This is a genomic window from Silvibacterium sp. (genome assembly GCF_047605705.1).
Lineage (GTDB): Bacteria > Acidobacteriota > Terriglobia > Terriglobales > Acidobacteriaceae > Silvibacterium.
In genome coordinates, this window is the sequence record NZ_JASGFD010000002.1 from 83186 (window position 1) to 98808 (window position 15623).

Annotated in this window: 9 protein-coding genes; 5 read left to right on the forward strand and 4 right to left on the reverse strand. The window is 57.0% G+C overall.

Annotated features, from left to right (window positions below; translation table 11 throughout):
• Positions 1 to 30: 30 nt before the first annotated feature.
• Both QM649_RS01135 and QM649_RS01140 read right to left on the reverse strand, forming a co-directional pair.
• On the reverse strand, positions 31 to 2595 hold the full coding sequence (locus QM649_RS01135) for a M16 family metallopeptidase (RefSeq protein ID WP_415197155.1): 2565 nt from the start codon (positions 2593 to 2595) through the stop codon (positions 31 to 33).
• Positions 2596 to 3358: 763 nt separating this feature from the next.
• Positions 3359 to 6088: a TonB-dependent receptor gene (locus QM649_RS01140; RefSeq protein ID WP_415197156.1), complete on the reverse strand. Its 2730-nt coding sequence runs from the start codon at positions 6086 to 6088 to the stop codon at positions 3359 to 3361.
• 516 nt (positions 6089 to 6604) lie between these two features.
• Here QM649_RS01140 and QM649_RS01145 point away from each other — a divergent pair.
• Complete coding sequence (locus QM649_RS01145) at positions 6605 to 6826, forward strand: hypothetical protein (protein ID WP_415197157.1); 222 nt, start codon at positions 6605 to 6607, stop codon at positions 6824 to 6826.
• 777 nt (positions 6827 to 7603) lie between these two features.
• Here QM649_RS01145 and QM649_RS01150 read toward each other — a convergent pair.
• Positions 7604 to 8245 carry a TetR/AcrR family transcriptional regulator gene (locus QM649_RS01150; RefSeq protein WP_415197158.1) on the reverse strand — a complete coding sequence of 214 codons (642 nt, stop codon included), beginning with the start codon at positions 8243 to 8245 and terminating at the stop codon, positions 7604 to 7606.
• Between the two features lie 149 nt (positions 8246 to 8394).
• Between QM649_RS01150 and QM649_RS01155 the strand changes: the two genes are divergently transcribed.
• The 4 genes from QM649_RS01155 to QM649_RS01170 all read left to right on the forward strand — a co-directional run bounded on the left by QM649_RS01155 (position 8395) and on the right by QM649_RS01170 (position 14649).
• Entirely contained in the window at positions 8395 to 9468 is a 1074-nt protein-coding gene (locus QM649_RS01155; RefSeq protein WP_415197217.1) for an FAD-dependent monooxygenase, read from the forward strand.
• 846 nt (positions 9469 to 10314) lie between these two features.
• On the forward strand, positions 10315 to 11715 hold the full coding sequence (locus tag QM649_RS01160) for a TolC family protein (RefSeq protein WP_415197159.1): 1401 nt from the start codon (positions 10315 to 10317) through the stop codon (positions 11713 to 11715).
• A 121-nt stretch (positions 11716 to 11836) separates the two neighbouring features.
• Complete coding sequence (locus QM649_RS01165; RefSeq protein ID WP_415197160.1) at positions 11837 to 13027, forward strand: HlyD family secretion protein; 1191 nt, start codon at positions 11837 to 11839, stop codon at positions 13025 to 13027.
• 11 nt (positions 13028 to 13038) lie between these two features.
• On the forward strand, positions 13039 to 14649 hold the full coding sequence (locus tag QM649_RS01170) for an MFS transporter (protein ID WP_415197161.1): 1611 nt from the start codon (positions 13039 to 13041) through the stop codon (positions 14647 to 14649).
• Here QM649_RS01170 and QM649_RS01175 read toward each other — a convergent pair.
• Entirely contained in the window at positions 14563 to 15528 is a 966-nt protein-coding gene (locus QM649_RS01175; protein WP_415197162.1) for a LysR family transcriptional regulator, read from the reverse strand. The two genes, QM649_RS01170 and QM649_RS01175, sit on opposite strands and share 87 nt — an antisense overlap.
• Positions 15529 to 15623: the final 95 nt, after the last annotated feature.

The following is a 15623-nucleotide window of genomic DNA, read 5'->3' on the forward strand; positions in this document are numbered from 1 at the left end:
GAAGACTTGCCCCGGGAGTGTTCCGAGTCCTCATTGCGGCGATGGGCCGCGCACTATCTGAACCAGGTCGCCGGTTCGGATGTGTTTTGCAAAGGCCTGCTTCACCTCATCGGCATTGAGCTCAAAATAGCGTTTGGCGGCATGAACCGGCTCATTAAGAGGCAGGCCGATCTCAGCTCGACGCAACAACCCTTCGGCAACCGCGTCTTCGCTTGATTCGCCCAACGGAATCTGGCGCAACAGCAGGGCCTTGGCCTGGTGCAGCTCTGCAGCCGATACATCCTCAGTTCGCATCTGGTTGAGATCGCGCTCGACCAGCGCCCTCGCCTTCGAAACATTCTCCGGATTGCAGCCATAGACGATCGAGTAACTGGCTCTCGTTTCCGAAGCGCCAAGATTCACATCGACGAAGTAGACATATCCCGAGACCTGGCGAAGATCGTGGTAAAGCCGGGTCGCATAGAAGCCGCCGCCGAGAACGTGGTTCCCGAGCTGCAAGGGATAATAATCGGGATCGAAGCGGTTCAGCGGAAGCTGCTCGGCGAGGGTCACGGTATCCTGGACAGCTTCCGCATCGGCTACGTTTGCAGTCGAGGGCTTATTAGGAGGAACTGCGGCCAGAGTAGTCATAGGCTTTGGACCTTGAGCCTTCCAATCCCCGAAGTATTTGCCAATCGCGGTCTTCGCTTCGTCTGCGGAGACATCTCCGATGACAACGATCGTGGTCAGATCGGGGCGGATCGTTGCGGCGGCGTACTGCTTCACCTGATCCAACGTCACCCGTGCCAACGTCGCTGGAGTCGTCTCCCGCAACACTGGATCACCAGCGGGCAATAGCGCGAGATCGAGCGCGCGCGAGGTGCGGTAGCCCGGGCTCTGGAGATTGCCGGCGCCAAACTGCGAAGCCTGCTGCTTCACGACCGCAAAGGCCGAAGCTGGAAGCGCCGGGTGCAACTCGTTATCGGCCAGCAATTCAACGCCTCGCGAAAAGTGCTCTTTCAGCACCTTCAGCGAGAAGCTGTATCCAGCATTTTCATTCGCGGCGATATCATCGAGCGCCTTTTGAAATGCAAGCCTGTCAAGACTCTGGGTTCCGTAAGAGAAAAGCTCTCCAAGAACCTGCGACACGCCTTCCTGCCCCGGCGGTGTTTCGAGGTCCGCATTATGCTTTACGGAACCCATGACAGAAATGGTCGGACTGGTGGGATCCGTCCTGACGATCAGGCGAAGACCATTCGCCAGCCGCATGTCCGAGGTCGTGAGATTGTCGGTCGGGACTTTGAGCTGGGAAAGAGTGGCTGATGCCCAGGCCGGGAGTTCGACTGGCTTGGTGGGCGCCGAGGTGACTTCCTCCGCCCCACCATACCCCTTGCCTGAAACCGGTTGTCCACTGGGAACAGGCTTCAGAGTCGCCGTGATGGAGTTATCGTCGGTGAGGTATTGCTTCGCCACCCGATTTACATCGGCAAGTGTCACGCGGCGGATCGCCTCGACATCCTCATCGGGAGAATTGCGTCCCTCGGCAGCCAGTGCATTCGACCATGCATCCGCAAGCCCCGGAATTGAGTTGCGCTGAAATTCAGCGGAAGCTACCTCGCTCCGAACCGCTGCCTTGACCAGGTCCTCAGGAACGCCCTCCCGAGCATAGCGGGTTAGGATCTGCCGCATCGCCGCGATGCCGCCCGACGCATTGCCGCTCGAGGGCAGTGCAACAAGCCCATAGGCAACGCTTGCTTTCGAGTAGGTCTCCGCCAGTCCGAACTCTGTTCCAAGTGCCTTACCGGCGGGCACCATTCCGTAGAGATCGGCGCGCTGACTCGCCAGAACATCGGCCAGAACCTGTGCCGCTGCATAGTCCGGGGAGTCGGTTCCCGGAAAGCGGTAGGCAATGAAGCCGAGCAGGTAAGGCAAATTGCTGTCGAGAGTGAAGCTCTCTGACTTGAAGGGTTTGAGATCGACTGCCGGCCGTGGTGGCAATGGGTGGTCTGGCACGTCTCCGAACCACTTCCGGATATTGGCCAAGATTCTCTCCGCGTCGATATCCCCCACGACGACCAGGATCGCGTTGCTCGGGCTGTACCACTTCTTATAGAAATCTTTCAGCATCTCTCCAGTCGTGGCGTCAAAGGAGCTCTTGGTCCCAAGGGGATCGTGCGCGTAGGGGGTCCCCACGAACATCTCTTCATTCAGGCGGTTGATGAATTTGTAGGTGGGATTAGAGAGATCGCGAGCGACCTCCTGCTCGATCGCGCCTCGTTCCTCCGCCCACTGCTCTTGCGTGTCGTCGATTCCGTGCAGGCAGGCAGCCTGCGCCTGAAGCGTGACGTCGAGATCCGCCGCCGGGACAGTGGCGAAGTACTGCGTAATCGTCTGCTGAGTGTCGGCATTATTCCGGCCACCCAATTGTGCATAGATCGCTGCGGTCTGATCCGCGGTCATTCCCGTGCAACCGCGAAAGGCCATGTGCTCCTGGGCGTGCGCCATTCCAGGGAACCCCTCCGGAGTCTCGTCGCCTCCAACGCGGAAGTTCATCTCCACGGTTACAACGGGAGCCAAGATGTTGCGGATGACAACAACGTGTAAGCCGTTCGGCAACGTTTCCCGCAGCGTTGCACCCGTCTCAGGGGCAGCGACAGCATTCACCGCCAGCAAAAGCGAAAACAGTACAAAGTAAAAAAAATGGCTTCTACGCACTCGAGTCTGCTCCTGGGGTTTGTTGCACCGGGTGGTCAATTACTAATGCAACCTAAATAGCACTATGCCAATGTCATCGGTGGTGCACACGAGACGGCGGTCACTGCGAACCAACCCGAGGACCTACGGGCGGTCCGTTCCATACCAGGAAGTTGGCATAGGAATTCTTGATTCGACGCCGCGTAAAACGGTGTCTCCGAAAGGCCGGCATCTTTTATTTCTTCTCCATCCGTAACTTCGTCGACAGCCTCGACCATTGATCCGAAAGATCATGCGAATGTCAAAGGGAAGAGACCCCGAACGACGAAGACGAGCCGTGTGCGTTCATCTTCGGGCTAACGCTCCAGCCTGACGACCGTAGTGCGCGTTCTGTACCGTTCTAGTCCTTGTACTCGTAGCCCAGATATCCGGCAACGATGGTGATAAGCAACATGAAGATAATGAGAAGCGGGACCGTCAACCGTTCTACGCGCGACATCCGTATGTGCCGCAGACGTTGATGATCTCTTTGGCGCCCATAGAGATTGGCTTCCAGGTAGATTTGCTGCTGAAGACTCTTCAGCTTTAGCCTCCAGTACGATAGGACGTGCGCAAGCCGAGCCTGTCTCATCACCCAAAGTCCTCCGCGGCTGCGCCAAGAGCGGTGCAGCCGCGGAATTAGTGATTAGAAATGAAATACGAGTTCGCCGGTAATGGTTCTCGGCGTCACGTAGTGCGTGCCGGAGAACGTAGAGAGAAAGTTGTAGAGAGCATACTTATCCGTCACATTGATGGCAGTGACAGTCGCTCCGAATCGATAGCGGCCACTACTGCCAAGGTGATAGATGTTCTCATCCCCTAGAGACATATCGAAAAGGTTGCGCGGAGCGATACGGGAGGGATTCTTGTCCGCATCTTCTGTGTTCGGAGCAGGAAGGGAGAGCAGCTTGGACTTGAGACCTGCAACATCGCAGGACACGAAGCCCTTGTACGGCGTGGCGGCTACGCCGTCGCAGGTCAAGCCAGCCTGAAATTGCTGGTCATATGAGAGGCCGGATAGATCGATGCCCGGCTGCCCGTTCGGCATCGTGATTGCAGTGCTGGGATCGCAATCGGTATTTGCACCGTTCGGGTTGTAGCATGGTGCAGCACCGGCTACCAGACCGGAGTCATAGCGCCAGTTAAAGCCATACCAGAGGCTCTTGCGGAACGGCATATGGTACTCGACGTGTGTTGTTTGGTTGAACTTCTCATCGTGATCGATGCGGAACGGCAGGATGGCTTCCGTATTGGTGCTGTAGGGGGTCGCACCCACGCCGCCAAGTTGCGGCGTGAAGAAGCGGGCTGCCACCGACGAAGCATTGAAGGTTGCGTTCAAGCCATGAACATCGCGCAGGGTTGCGCTGAGCGCATAACCGGGGATTTTCGAATTGTGCCATTCGATCGGGAAGGTGATCGGTGTTGTACCCAGCACACTGAAGTCATACGCGTTATGGGTGTACTTCCAAATGTACTCGCCGTTGAAGGCAAAGTGCGAACCGATCGCCTGACCGAAGCCTGCATGGAATTCGTTGCGGAAGCCAGGATCGAACGGCGTGGCCTTGGGCGTATCGGTAGCGCAGGCACCATCGGAAAGAGTGGCGAAGATATTGAACAGCACCGTGTTGGCGCAGCCATTCGACGACAGGACCAAATTCTCGTTGAACGGCGTCTCCTGGGTGCGCGCGTACGAAACACGCAGTACGGTGCCGGTTTGCTTCACATTATAGGAAATGCCTGCGCGCGGCTCAGCTTGACGCTGCGTGGTGAGGCCGTTATAGAAATCGCCGCGAAGGCCAAGGTTAAACAGCCAGTTGCCAGCCTTAATCTCGTCTTCGCCATAGAGGGCAAGCTGCTTTACGTCCGCCCGGCCATGCCATCCGTAGTAGTTGCCGCCTTGGGTCAGGTCATACGGTAGCAGAATCGGATTCACATTCGGATTCGCCGTCGCACCAGTGGCTGTGCAGGCTACCGGTGCCCCGGTTGTATCCACACACGAAGGCGTGATCGTGGGATCCACGATGCCGATGTAGTCATTCTCGCGAAGGAAGGTCTGCTCATAGACCGCACCAAACTTGATGCTGTTGATGCCCTGCTGCGAAGTCACGTCGGCATGCAGGCCCGAGTTGGTCAGCGAGCGATCCTGCTGAATACTCTCCTGCTGCTGATCGACGGCGAAGTCCGCCAGCGGGTTCGAGCTTGGATAGTAGTTGTAGGCGTCGCGGCGGACATAGAAGCCGAGATTGAAGACCGTCTTGTCGCTGATCAGGTGCGTGTAGTCCGGGGCGATGTTGAAGGTGCCGATCTTCGACTTCTGATCGGTGTTGCCGACCACATTGCCGTTCTCATCCGTGACGTTCAGGTTCTCGAAATCGTTCGGAGTCTGGAACCAGGAGCGCGTGTATTGCGCGTTGATGTGGATGAAGTCGCGGGGAGTGAAGTTATAGTCCAAGCGATCGAAGACATTCTCTTCGTTGCCCTTGTCGTGAAATACAGCGTGCTCTGGTCCGTCGAGGAAGCGTCCGCTCTCAAGGCCACTTGCCGTGATGAAGTTACCCCACCTGTCGCCGCCCACCGCCGTGTTGAAGCCCAGATGACTGGTGCCAAACGAACCATACGACAAACGAATGTCACCGGTTGGCGTCTTGACACCCTGTCCCGAGCGGGTGGTGATCTTCACCACCAACGAAGTCTTATCACCATACTCGGCCGGGGGCGCGCCATCGATCACTTCCATCGATTGCACTGCATCAGCTGGAACCTCGTTGGAAAAGACCTTGCTTTGCTGGTCGGTGATCGGCTGGCCGTCAAGGCTGAAGGAGTTTTCCGCGTGATCGCCCAGACCATGCATCAATCCGTTCGAGTCAGCTGCCACACCCGGAGAAGCCAGCGTCACGATCGAGATCAGCGAGCTCGAGGCACTTTCCGTCGGCAAACGATCGATCAGTGAGCGGTCGATATCCGCATGGAACGTCGGATCGTTTTCGACCATCTCCGGGCCCGACTTGACGGTGACCTCCGTACTCGAGCCGATAGTCAGGCTGAAGGGCACGACCACGGGCACTGGGTTCGATACATCCAGCGCTTCACTGGCTACATTGAATCCCCTTGCATGCACCACGACCTGATACGGATTGAATGGCACATTGGAAAAGCGATAGTTGCCCTGCTGATCAGTGATCGTATCGCGCGTATAACCGCTGGCGACGTTCTGAATCTGGACTGTCGCCCCAACAATCGCAGCGCCCGACGGATCTTTGACTGTTCCTGTAACCAAGCCCGATGTGCTTTGCCCATACAGCAGCCCTGGGGCAAAGCTGCTCAAGAACCCGACGACGAGGACGAGAAAGAACCGCAAGTGGTTCGGCCTCTTCATAAATGCATCTCCTGTTATGTTCTGTCCCCTTACGAGAAGGAGTGAAACGATGAGGGGATCGCCACGACGGCGGACATATCCCGATTACGGAGAAAGTCGAATTCCCGATGAGCCTCTAAGGGCCTGGTCGAGGAAATTCCTCACTCTCTCCAAGCGAAAGCCCTCCTGCCCGAGTCGTAGGAGTGGCAGTGAAACAAGGACTAAATCAGCACAGAGCACACGGACTTCGCTTCTGCGAGCTAAACAGCAAGGAGCCCGACATGTCATCCCTCCAGGCAGTAGCGAAACCGGCGAGTATCCCAACACGCGAATGCGAGTTGAGATACCGTCTCTATGCCGCAAGCATGCTGGGCATAGAACCTTCCTGATTGCTAGAGAGAAGTCCGGTAGGTGGATTCGACCTGCATTCATACCTAAAACGCGGTATGAGGTATCCACCTTTAAAAGGGACTAAAGGACAGGCGGAGGCCGGACCCGCTGAGAAGGCGGAATCCAGGTGAGCAGGAGCACGGAATCATGCTCAGAGACTGCTTCATGGGTCTTCAGGGAAATGAAGAAGAGAAGGATTGCTGCAACACTGACCGCTACCATCTGGGCACAGGACATGCACAGGGCGCACTGCCCTTCATGTCCATCCTGATTGGTATGGAAGTGGGAAGCCATCGCAATGCTCATGCTCAGAAGTGCAACCAGCAGCAGCATGCACACAAGCATGTGCCTACGCGTGATCTGCTTTGAGACTCGAGCAAACATGATAGTCGTATCAGCTTCCTAGGTTTCACCGCCCATGTCAAGGATAAGCGACGGGCGGGTAATGGATCATTTCTACGCAATACATCCCGAGATGAGACGGAATTCGCGCTGAAGCCCTTCCATATCTACTAATGAGAACGTGCTTGCGTTAGTGTAAATCAAGGACATGCATCTATGACACCCCTGTAACGAGAAACAGCGAAATCAATCGCATGAACTGGAGCGATCGGCTCGACATCTTCGCCGCAGACGCCTGCGTGGCTATTGCATCCTCACGCCGATTCTGCTTTCGCAGTTTAGTGCTAGCTGCGCACTTTCTCCTTCTGAAGAGGCTCCACCGTATTCCGGCATCGCATTTGCAGGGGGGCGTTCGCGGTCGTTAGCCGCAAATAGAAATTTTCTCTCTTCGCTCTTGCTCCCAATTTCAGACAGGCGTTCCACAGAAGTGTGTCCCCTGGAAAGTTTTCTCAAATGTTTCGTACAAAAACGTACAGCCGAGTCGGGAATAGAGTAAATTTTAGAAATCTCGGCATTATGAAATCAATAACTTACGTGGAATCAACGGGCCGGATACTCCGATCCCGATCAGGTCCACCAATCAGCCCTTCAATCTCATCCACCTCATTGGCTCTAGCCGATCGCCTTTAGCTGTGTCAGCTATGTTGAGAGGTTGGAAGGGTTCCGTGTTTTATCCGGCTTTGGACTAGCCTCGTCCCATCTCGGGTTCTCAAACCATGGACACTCTTGTCTGCGTGCGGACTGTTAGGCGTAGCGGGTTCCCTGAACGGCTGCCTTCGCTCCGATGCTGCCCTGATCAATGATGGCAAGAAAGATTTTGTATGCTTTCTTCGCCTCCTGAGCCTGGTGGAAGATGCTATGTGCTTCGACGAATGCCACCGTCCATGTCGCTACCACGAGCGACGCAGCTAAGCGTGCAGCAGGATCTGTAAGAGGACGCCGAACCGCTTTCGCCATTGCGCCTGCCAGCAGATCAGTCAATTCGTCGCGTATCGCCCGAGCGCGAGCCATCAGAACGTCGCTGGCCTGGACCGTTTTTACGAACCGGTCGCTCCCCGCGTCACAAAAAAGAACATATGGACGGCCCTCTTCCACGGCCCGGTGCGCAAACAATCGTAGCGCTTCGAGGGGCGCGACCCCGGCGGCGCGATTCTCCAATGCCGCAAGTACGTCATGCCGCCCGACGTCATCGAGGTCAAAGATCATGTCCTCTTTACGAGAGAAATGATTGAAGACCGTCATCCGTGAGACACCGGCCGCCTCCGCAATCTGGTCCACAGTTACTTCGTCGAAGCCGCGATCCATGAACAACAGCGTGGCGGTATCGGAAATTTTTTGCCGAGTGGCAAAGCGCTTTTGTGTTCGCCGGTCCGTGGAATCCTGCATCGTTTATGCACCTTGACTCCATCTTATACTCAGTATAATTATACCGAGTATAAGAAAGAGACTCGATGCATAGCCCTCACACCTCCTCACCTCGCCCGACCGTCCTCATCTCAGGAGCAAGCTTCGCCGGGCTATCTTCGGCGTGGTGGATGCACAAACTCGGCTACGCCGTAACGGTGGTGGAAGTGGCACAGAGCATTCGCAGGGGCGGCACGCCCGTAGACATCCGCGAAGGCGTCATCGATGTAGTGAGACGCATGGGCCTGCTCGAGGAGATATCTGCGCGCAGCCTGCCACCGAGGCCGACCGAGTTCCTCGACACGGATGGAACGCCGCTCGCCCGGAGGCCGGCACGATACGAGGACGCGCAGGACGAAGAGCCTGGATGGGAGATCGAGAGAGACGTACTGCTTGACCTGCTCTATGACCGAGTGAAGCACGATGTGGAGTTTCTCTTCGCAGACAGCGTCATCAGCGTGGAAGAACAGGTCGACGAGGTGGCCGTCGGCCTGGCAAGCGGAATACAGCGCTCTTTCTCACTTCTGCTCGGGTGCGACGGAACTCACTCCGCCGTGAGAAGGATGTGCTTCGGTGAGGAAGCGGATTTTTCGCTGTTTCTTCAGAATTACTTTTCACTCACGATCGTGGACAAACTGCTGATTCCGGAAAATTCTTCCCAGATGTTCAATCGTCCTGGCAAGACAGTGATGCTCAATGCGTATAACGGCAAAACAGATATCGCGTTTTGTTTTTTCTCCGCCGAAGAGCTGGCCTATGACCGCCGTGACCGCAACCAGCAAAAGCAGATGATCCTGGATCGTTTTGCAGGCGAAAGCTGGAGGGTGCCCGAATTACTTGGCGAGATTTGGAATTGCGATAACTTCTATTTCGACAAGCTTTGCCAGATCAGAATGTCTCCGTGGAGCAAGGGCCGTGTTGCTCTGGTTGGAGACGCAGGCTATTGCCCATCACCCGCTGCGGGCATGGGAGGTTCCATGGCCATTCTTGGCGCAGCCGCCCTGGCAGAGGCGTTCGAGAAGCACCCTGACGATTTCCGTTTGGCCTTCCAGGAATATGACCAGAGCCTCCGCCCTGTGGTGAACGAGATTCAGACTGCGGCTATTGACTTCGGCCTGAGGATGTTTGCTCCGACCTCAGAAGAAGCGATCCGAGAAAGAAACGACATCCTGAATGGAGCTGGAGGATCGTTGGCCAGGTCCTAAAAAACGCGATTCTCGCAAGGGATTCTTTGGGACTATCGTCGTTCCCGGCCAGGCAGCAAAGCTGCCTTGTTCGACTGAAGCAGGGCTCGATGGCGGGTGGTCTGAGAAGACAGCCTACGCCTTGTGATCCACGCCGTATTTCCTCTCTTGACGCCCTAAACCGGATAGCGAGAATCCTCTTTAGTTTCTCCCTACATCCATCCTCCCGCCCTGGCTCCCGGCCACCGCTCGACCCTCCGCGCGGCGGGACGACTCTCCCCGTCCTGCGCCATCCTTGCCTAGAGCCTGTTATGCCTTTTCGCGTGGCCGTCGTTGCTGGGGCAAATCGGTCCAGACGAGGCGGAGGACGAAGGCTTTGGCGATTCCAAGGCAAGGACGACAACGAAGTATGGGCCGATTTGCCCCGCAACCCGGAGGGCTGGGGCCACCCGTCTTTCGTTTATCGGGCCCGATCTCTTCGTCGCGCATCGTTCGGATATGTTCAATATCCGTCACGACGCGCTCCTCGATCTCAGAAAAGTTGGCTCCCAGCGACAACCGCGCGAAAAGGCATAACAGGCTCTAGCCTGCAGCTTCTTGACCGAACGCATGCGTCCGCGCTGTGAGTTGCATGAGTCGAACCTCAATGGCAATCAGATACCTCTGATCTTGCCGGCCGGGCAGTCGCCCATCCTTGCGAAAACTGCAAAGTTCGTTTGCGGACTTGGGGGGACCGAATCCGAAGCCCCGCCACTAGTATCAGCATCGAGATGCAGACAGCGGATCGGACTTTACAAGTAGTTTGCAAGTTCTGAAGATGTTAGCTCTCGTCGTCGAATCGTTAAAAGGAAGCCAGGAGGTGGCCCTTTGTTCGCACAGACAGATCTGAAGCAATCATCAGTGTGTCGTTTCCGGGGATCGCGAGTTCTTGCCGCGTGGATTTTTCTCGGTCTGAGCTTCGGACCGTTCGCGGGTGCCCAGAGCCCGACCGGAGAAGCTGCCGGGACGGGTGATCGTTCATTGGCTAGTTCTGTTCCGCTCTCCATGCATGAGGCGGTACGCCTAGCACTCAAGCAAAACCCCCTGCTGTTTGCCTCCCGTCTCGAAGCTCTCGAAAGCAAGCAGCAGGTCAACGTTGCCCGTTCCGCGTTTCTGCCTAAGTCTGGCTTGCAGCTGGAGGAGCAGATGAATCGCTTGAATCTTGCCACCCTGATTGGTCAAGAAGCCCCGCCCTACTCGGTGGGCCCTTACGGCAATCTTCAGGTGGGATCTACCTTCGATGTGCCTGTCATTGCTGTTTCAGCCTGGAAAGGGTACCAGGCAGCGAAGCAACGCTCGAACGCGGCGGCATCGGACGATCAGGATTTTCGCGAACGGATTGTTGGACTCGTCGTCGCGCAGTACCTATCCGTGCAGCGTTCAAAAGCCACCGAGAAGGCTGTACAGAGCCGGATCGATCTTGCCGAGAGTTTACAGAAGTTGGCCGCCGATGCCCTCCAGCAAGGTACGGGTACAAATACGGACGCCCTTCGCGCCAGTGTCGAGCTGAAGGTCGAACAGCAGAATCTCGTGGAGGCCCAGGCGCAGACCAGCGCTTACGGTTATGGCCTGGCACAGCTACTCGGATTCGCGGCTAATCAGCAGGTAATCGCCACTGAGGAGCTGAGCAGCGAGACGGAAACGCAGCCCGATGAAAATTCTTCCCTGCAAGAGGCGCTTAAGACCCGTCCAGATTTGCTTGCGGCGCAGGAGAGACAAAGGGCCGCCACGTTCGATCATCAATCCGCGCGAGCGGAGCGACTCCCTGAATTTCACTTTGACGGCTATTGGGCTGAAAGCGGACGAGCGCCGGGCCGCGGCCTTCCGGTCTATTCCTATCAAGCCGAGATGCGTGTCCCGATCTTTACGGGCGGCAGAGTATCCGCCGAGATCAAAGAGTCGGCACTTGCAGCGGACAGATCGTCCCGGCTTGTCGATGATCGGCGAAACGTGGTGACCCAGGAAGTGCGAACAGCTCTAACCAATCTCCAGGCTGCACGGCAGGAACTCCAACTCTCGACAGACGCGGTCGCTCTTTCCACCCGCGAACTGAAGGAATCCCGCGACCGCTTTGCCGCGGGCGTGACCAACAACATTGAAGTCATCACGGCGCAGAACTCTCTCGCGCAATCGACGGACAGCCAGATCGGCGCGATGTACCGCTTACAACAGGCCAACGCAGACCTGTCTCAAGCGCGCGGACGCATCGCGGAAGACTACGCAAAGTAAAGCAGAAAGGATCAGGAAAATGACAGGACAGGAAAAGCCGGTCGAAGCGGTAGCCCCATCGAGTGAAGGCCCAAAGAGCGTACTCGGCCTCTCGTGGAACAAGCGCAATGCGTTTTACGCGGTGTTGCTGATCGTCGTTGTCGGTGTGTCGCTACTGTGGGCTTTCACGCAGGACCTGAATCCCACCACGGACGACGCCCAGGTGGACGGACACTCGATCGTGGTGTCGCCGCGCGTCGCTGGATATGTGTCCAAGATGAATATCGACGACAACACCGTGGTCTCGCCCGGCGATGTGATGATCCAGCTTGACCCGGCAGATTATCAAGCACGTGTTGACCAGGCGCGCGCCGCGCTTGGGGTCGCGGAGGCCCGCGCTGCATCGTTGAAGATCACGGTTCCATTCACCATCGGGACAACGACGAGCGCGACGGCTGCTGCTGACGCTCAGGTTGCCGGAGCTACTGCCGACCTGGATCGCGCGACCACGACCTACAACAGGGTGGCCACTTCGGAGCTGGGGTTCGCCGAGGCCAACGTGGCGGCGCGAAAAGCCGAGATGGAGAAAGCGGAGATGGATGTGAAGAGGACGGATTCTCTCGCACAACAATCGGAGATCTCCCGGCAGCAATATGATGCCTATGTCGCCGCGGCCCAGGTCACCAGGAATGACTGGCTTGCCGCGCAGCAAAGGTTGGAAGCGGTACGCCAGGACGCTTCCGCCGCGAAGGCCGCGGAAGAAACAGCGAGCGCGAGCGTCCTTCGGGCGAAGGCGCAATTGCGCGAGAGCCGTGCGCAGGAAATGCAGTCCGGCGTGCGGAAAGCAGATTACGAGTCCGCCTTGGCCGACGTGCAGCAAGCGAAAGCAGAGTTGGAACAGGCGACCCTGAATCTGAGCTACACCACACTGCGAGCGCCCATGCACGGAGTAGTCACTCGACGCACCGTCGAGCCCGGTCAGCAATTTGCCATCGGCCAGGCCATGTTTCAACTCGTGCCGCTGGATAACGTCTGGGTGACGGCAAATTTCAAGGAAACGCAACTGGCGCACGTTCGCCCCGGCCAGCATGTCCGGATCAGCGTGGATGCCTACGACGGGAAAACCTTCGATGGCGTTGTCGACTCGATTGCCAGTTCGACAGGTTCACGAGAGGCACTGCTTCCGCCGGAGAACGCGACTGGAAACTTCGTGAAAGTGGTGCAGCGCATTCCCGTCAAGATTCTCGTTCACCAGAAGCAGGGCTCTTCGGAGATCCTACGGCCCGGAATGAATGTCGAAGCCAAGATCCGAACAACGAAGTGGTTCTTCTAAGAGAGTCGTCCATGCCAGCAGAGCTGAACACAACCTATGACGCGTCCATCGGGCCGACACCCGTGCAGAGCCGGCTTCTGTTACTCGGACTAGCCTTTGCAACCGGGATGGAGTTCTACACATTCGAAAGCATGAACCTCGTGCTGCCCGACATCACCGGGACACTCGGCGTGTCCTTCGATGAGGCGAGCTGGTTGCTGACGGTATACAGCTGCGCGCTCTTCCTTGGTGTGCCGATTTCCATCTGGCTTGCAGGGCACCTCGGCTACAAGCGATTCCTCATCGGAACGACGGCTTTGTTCGCCTTCGCGACGGTGGGGGCTGCGCTCTCCCCGACTTTGGACTCGATGCTCATTTGGCGGGCGCTGTCTGGACTTGCAGGGGCAGGTCTTACTGTCTGGTGGAGGGCGTCGATTTATGTCCTCATGCCAAAGCAACGAAGAAGTCCGTCGCTCATGCGTGTCTCCGTAGGGCTCTACCTTGCCAGTGCAATGGGATTATTGCTGAGCGGCTTTCTCACGGACCGCCTGAACTGGCGTCTCATCTGCATTCCGAATATCTTTCTGGCCACCGGGGCAATATGGCTGCTTCGGCGTAATTTCCCGGAGCTTCCGAAATCCGAATCCTCACGTCTTCGCCACACCGATCGCTGGGGACTCATTCTTCTGGCAACAGGAGTCATTTGCCTACAGATCGTGCTCAGCCGCGGGCATATTGATGACTGGTTCAGCTCGCCGAGAATTCGCATACTGAGCCTTGTGAGTGCTGCTGCTTTCCTCGCGTTTCTTCATTGGCAAACGAGTAGCGATAACCACTATCCGCTGTTCAATCTGGCCCTCCTCAAGAATAGGAACGTAGTCGCCGCGATGCTGATCGGCATTTTTCTGGGAATGATTCTCTCGGGGAGTCTCTTCGTGCTTCCGGAATTTCTCAGAAACGTCGACGCGCAGACCCATAGTGCTACGCAAACGGGGAGGATTCTTGCTTTCTATGCGCTTGCGGCGGCGACAGTTCGCCCTTCGATCACATGGCTAATCGCACGCTTCGGACCGCGAAAACTCATGGCTGTGGCGTTAACCATGATGATTGGAGCGATGCTGCTCCTGTACCGCTGGCTGACGACTTCTACCTCGGACGGGTATTTCTTTCTCCCGCTCGCGATGTATGCCGGATGCCTGGCTGCGCTTCTTCCATCCGTCGGCTCGGGAACCGTCGCAAAACTCGATCAGGCGAATCTGCTCGACGGCGTGTCCCTCTACATGACTTTTCGTCAGCTCGGCGCAGCGCTAGGCGTAGCGCTTCTCACGATCCTGATCGAGCGCCGGCAGACGCTCCATTCGTCTCGCCTCTACGAACATCTGAATGCCGGGAATATCTCCACCAGCGGAGCTTTGCAGCATACGGGAGCGTATCTGGTGTCGCAGGCTGGTGTTTCTCCTTCCGGGGCGTATATGACATCCGTCGATCTTCTGTCGCATTCCAGCAGGCACCAGGTCGAGGTGTTGAGTTATGCGGACTGCTTTCTCTTCATGGCCCTAGCTGGCGTCATCGCGATGTGTCTGATCCCGGTCATGTCGCCCTTTATCGCGCCGTCCAACCTCTCGAACCGCGCGAAGCGGTAATTTCTTCGCGATGAAATCCAGGAAAAGCCGGATGCGATGAGGCTGGTGCATCCGATTGGCCGTGATGGCAAAGAGGTCAATCGGATCGCACCAAAACTGTTCCAGACACTGCACAATTGAACCTTCCTCCAACTCCGGCCCCAGGTCCCAATTCGCCTTGAGCGCGATGCCTCTCCCGGCCCGCACCCAATCGTGGACCACCTCGCCGCTTGATGTGGTGAGCGTTCCGTTGACCTTCACCTCGAATGGCTTGCCGTCTTCCTGAAATAGCCACGAGTCCATCACCCGTTTGCCACGCATGAGCCGGATGCAGTTATGGCGCCTGAGATCATCCGGGTGCGCCGGTGTGCCATGCCGCTTGAAGTACGCGGGCGATGCGCAGACGATCCGTTTGGCCGTCAGGATCTTTCGAGCGATGACGCTGGTGTCGTTTGGCAGGCCGATGCGCAATGCGACATCAAGGCCGTCGTCGATGACGTCAAGCCCGGCATCCGACAGGATCATTCTCGCTTCCACTTCCGGAAATTTGCTTGTGAACTCGCCGATGAGAGGAGCTACGAGGCGCCGGCCGATTTCACTGGGTGCTCCGACATGAAGCGTACCGCGCACCCGTTCCGTCTTTTCAGAGGCTTCCGCTTCGGCGGCTTTGATGTCCGCCACAATCCGTTGACAGCGCTCATAAAAGCGATCGCCTTCCTCCGTGAGTTGAAATGTTCGCGATGTGCGGGTGACAAGGCGAACTCCCAGCCTCGACTCAAGCGAGCTCAGAGTTCGACTCATGGCTGCGGTCGAGGCATTCAACGTGCGGGCTGCAGCCGAAAGGTTTCCGGCCTGCACGATCTTTACGAACAGCATCAATTCCGAGACTTCATCTGCCATAAGCCGCCTTGCGCATCCACGTAGCCTGACCTCTGCACGCGAGCCCCTCCATCTTTGCACATTCCGCAAAGCTGACTTGCGGCTTTTCCGGCTAC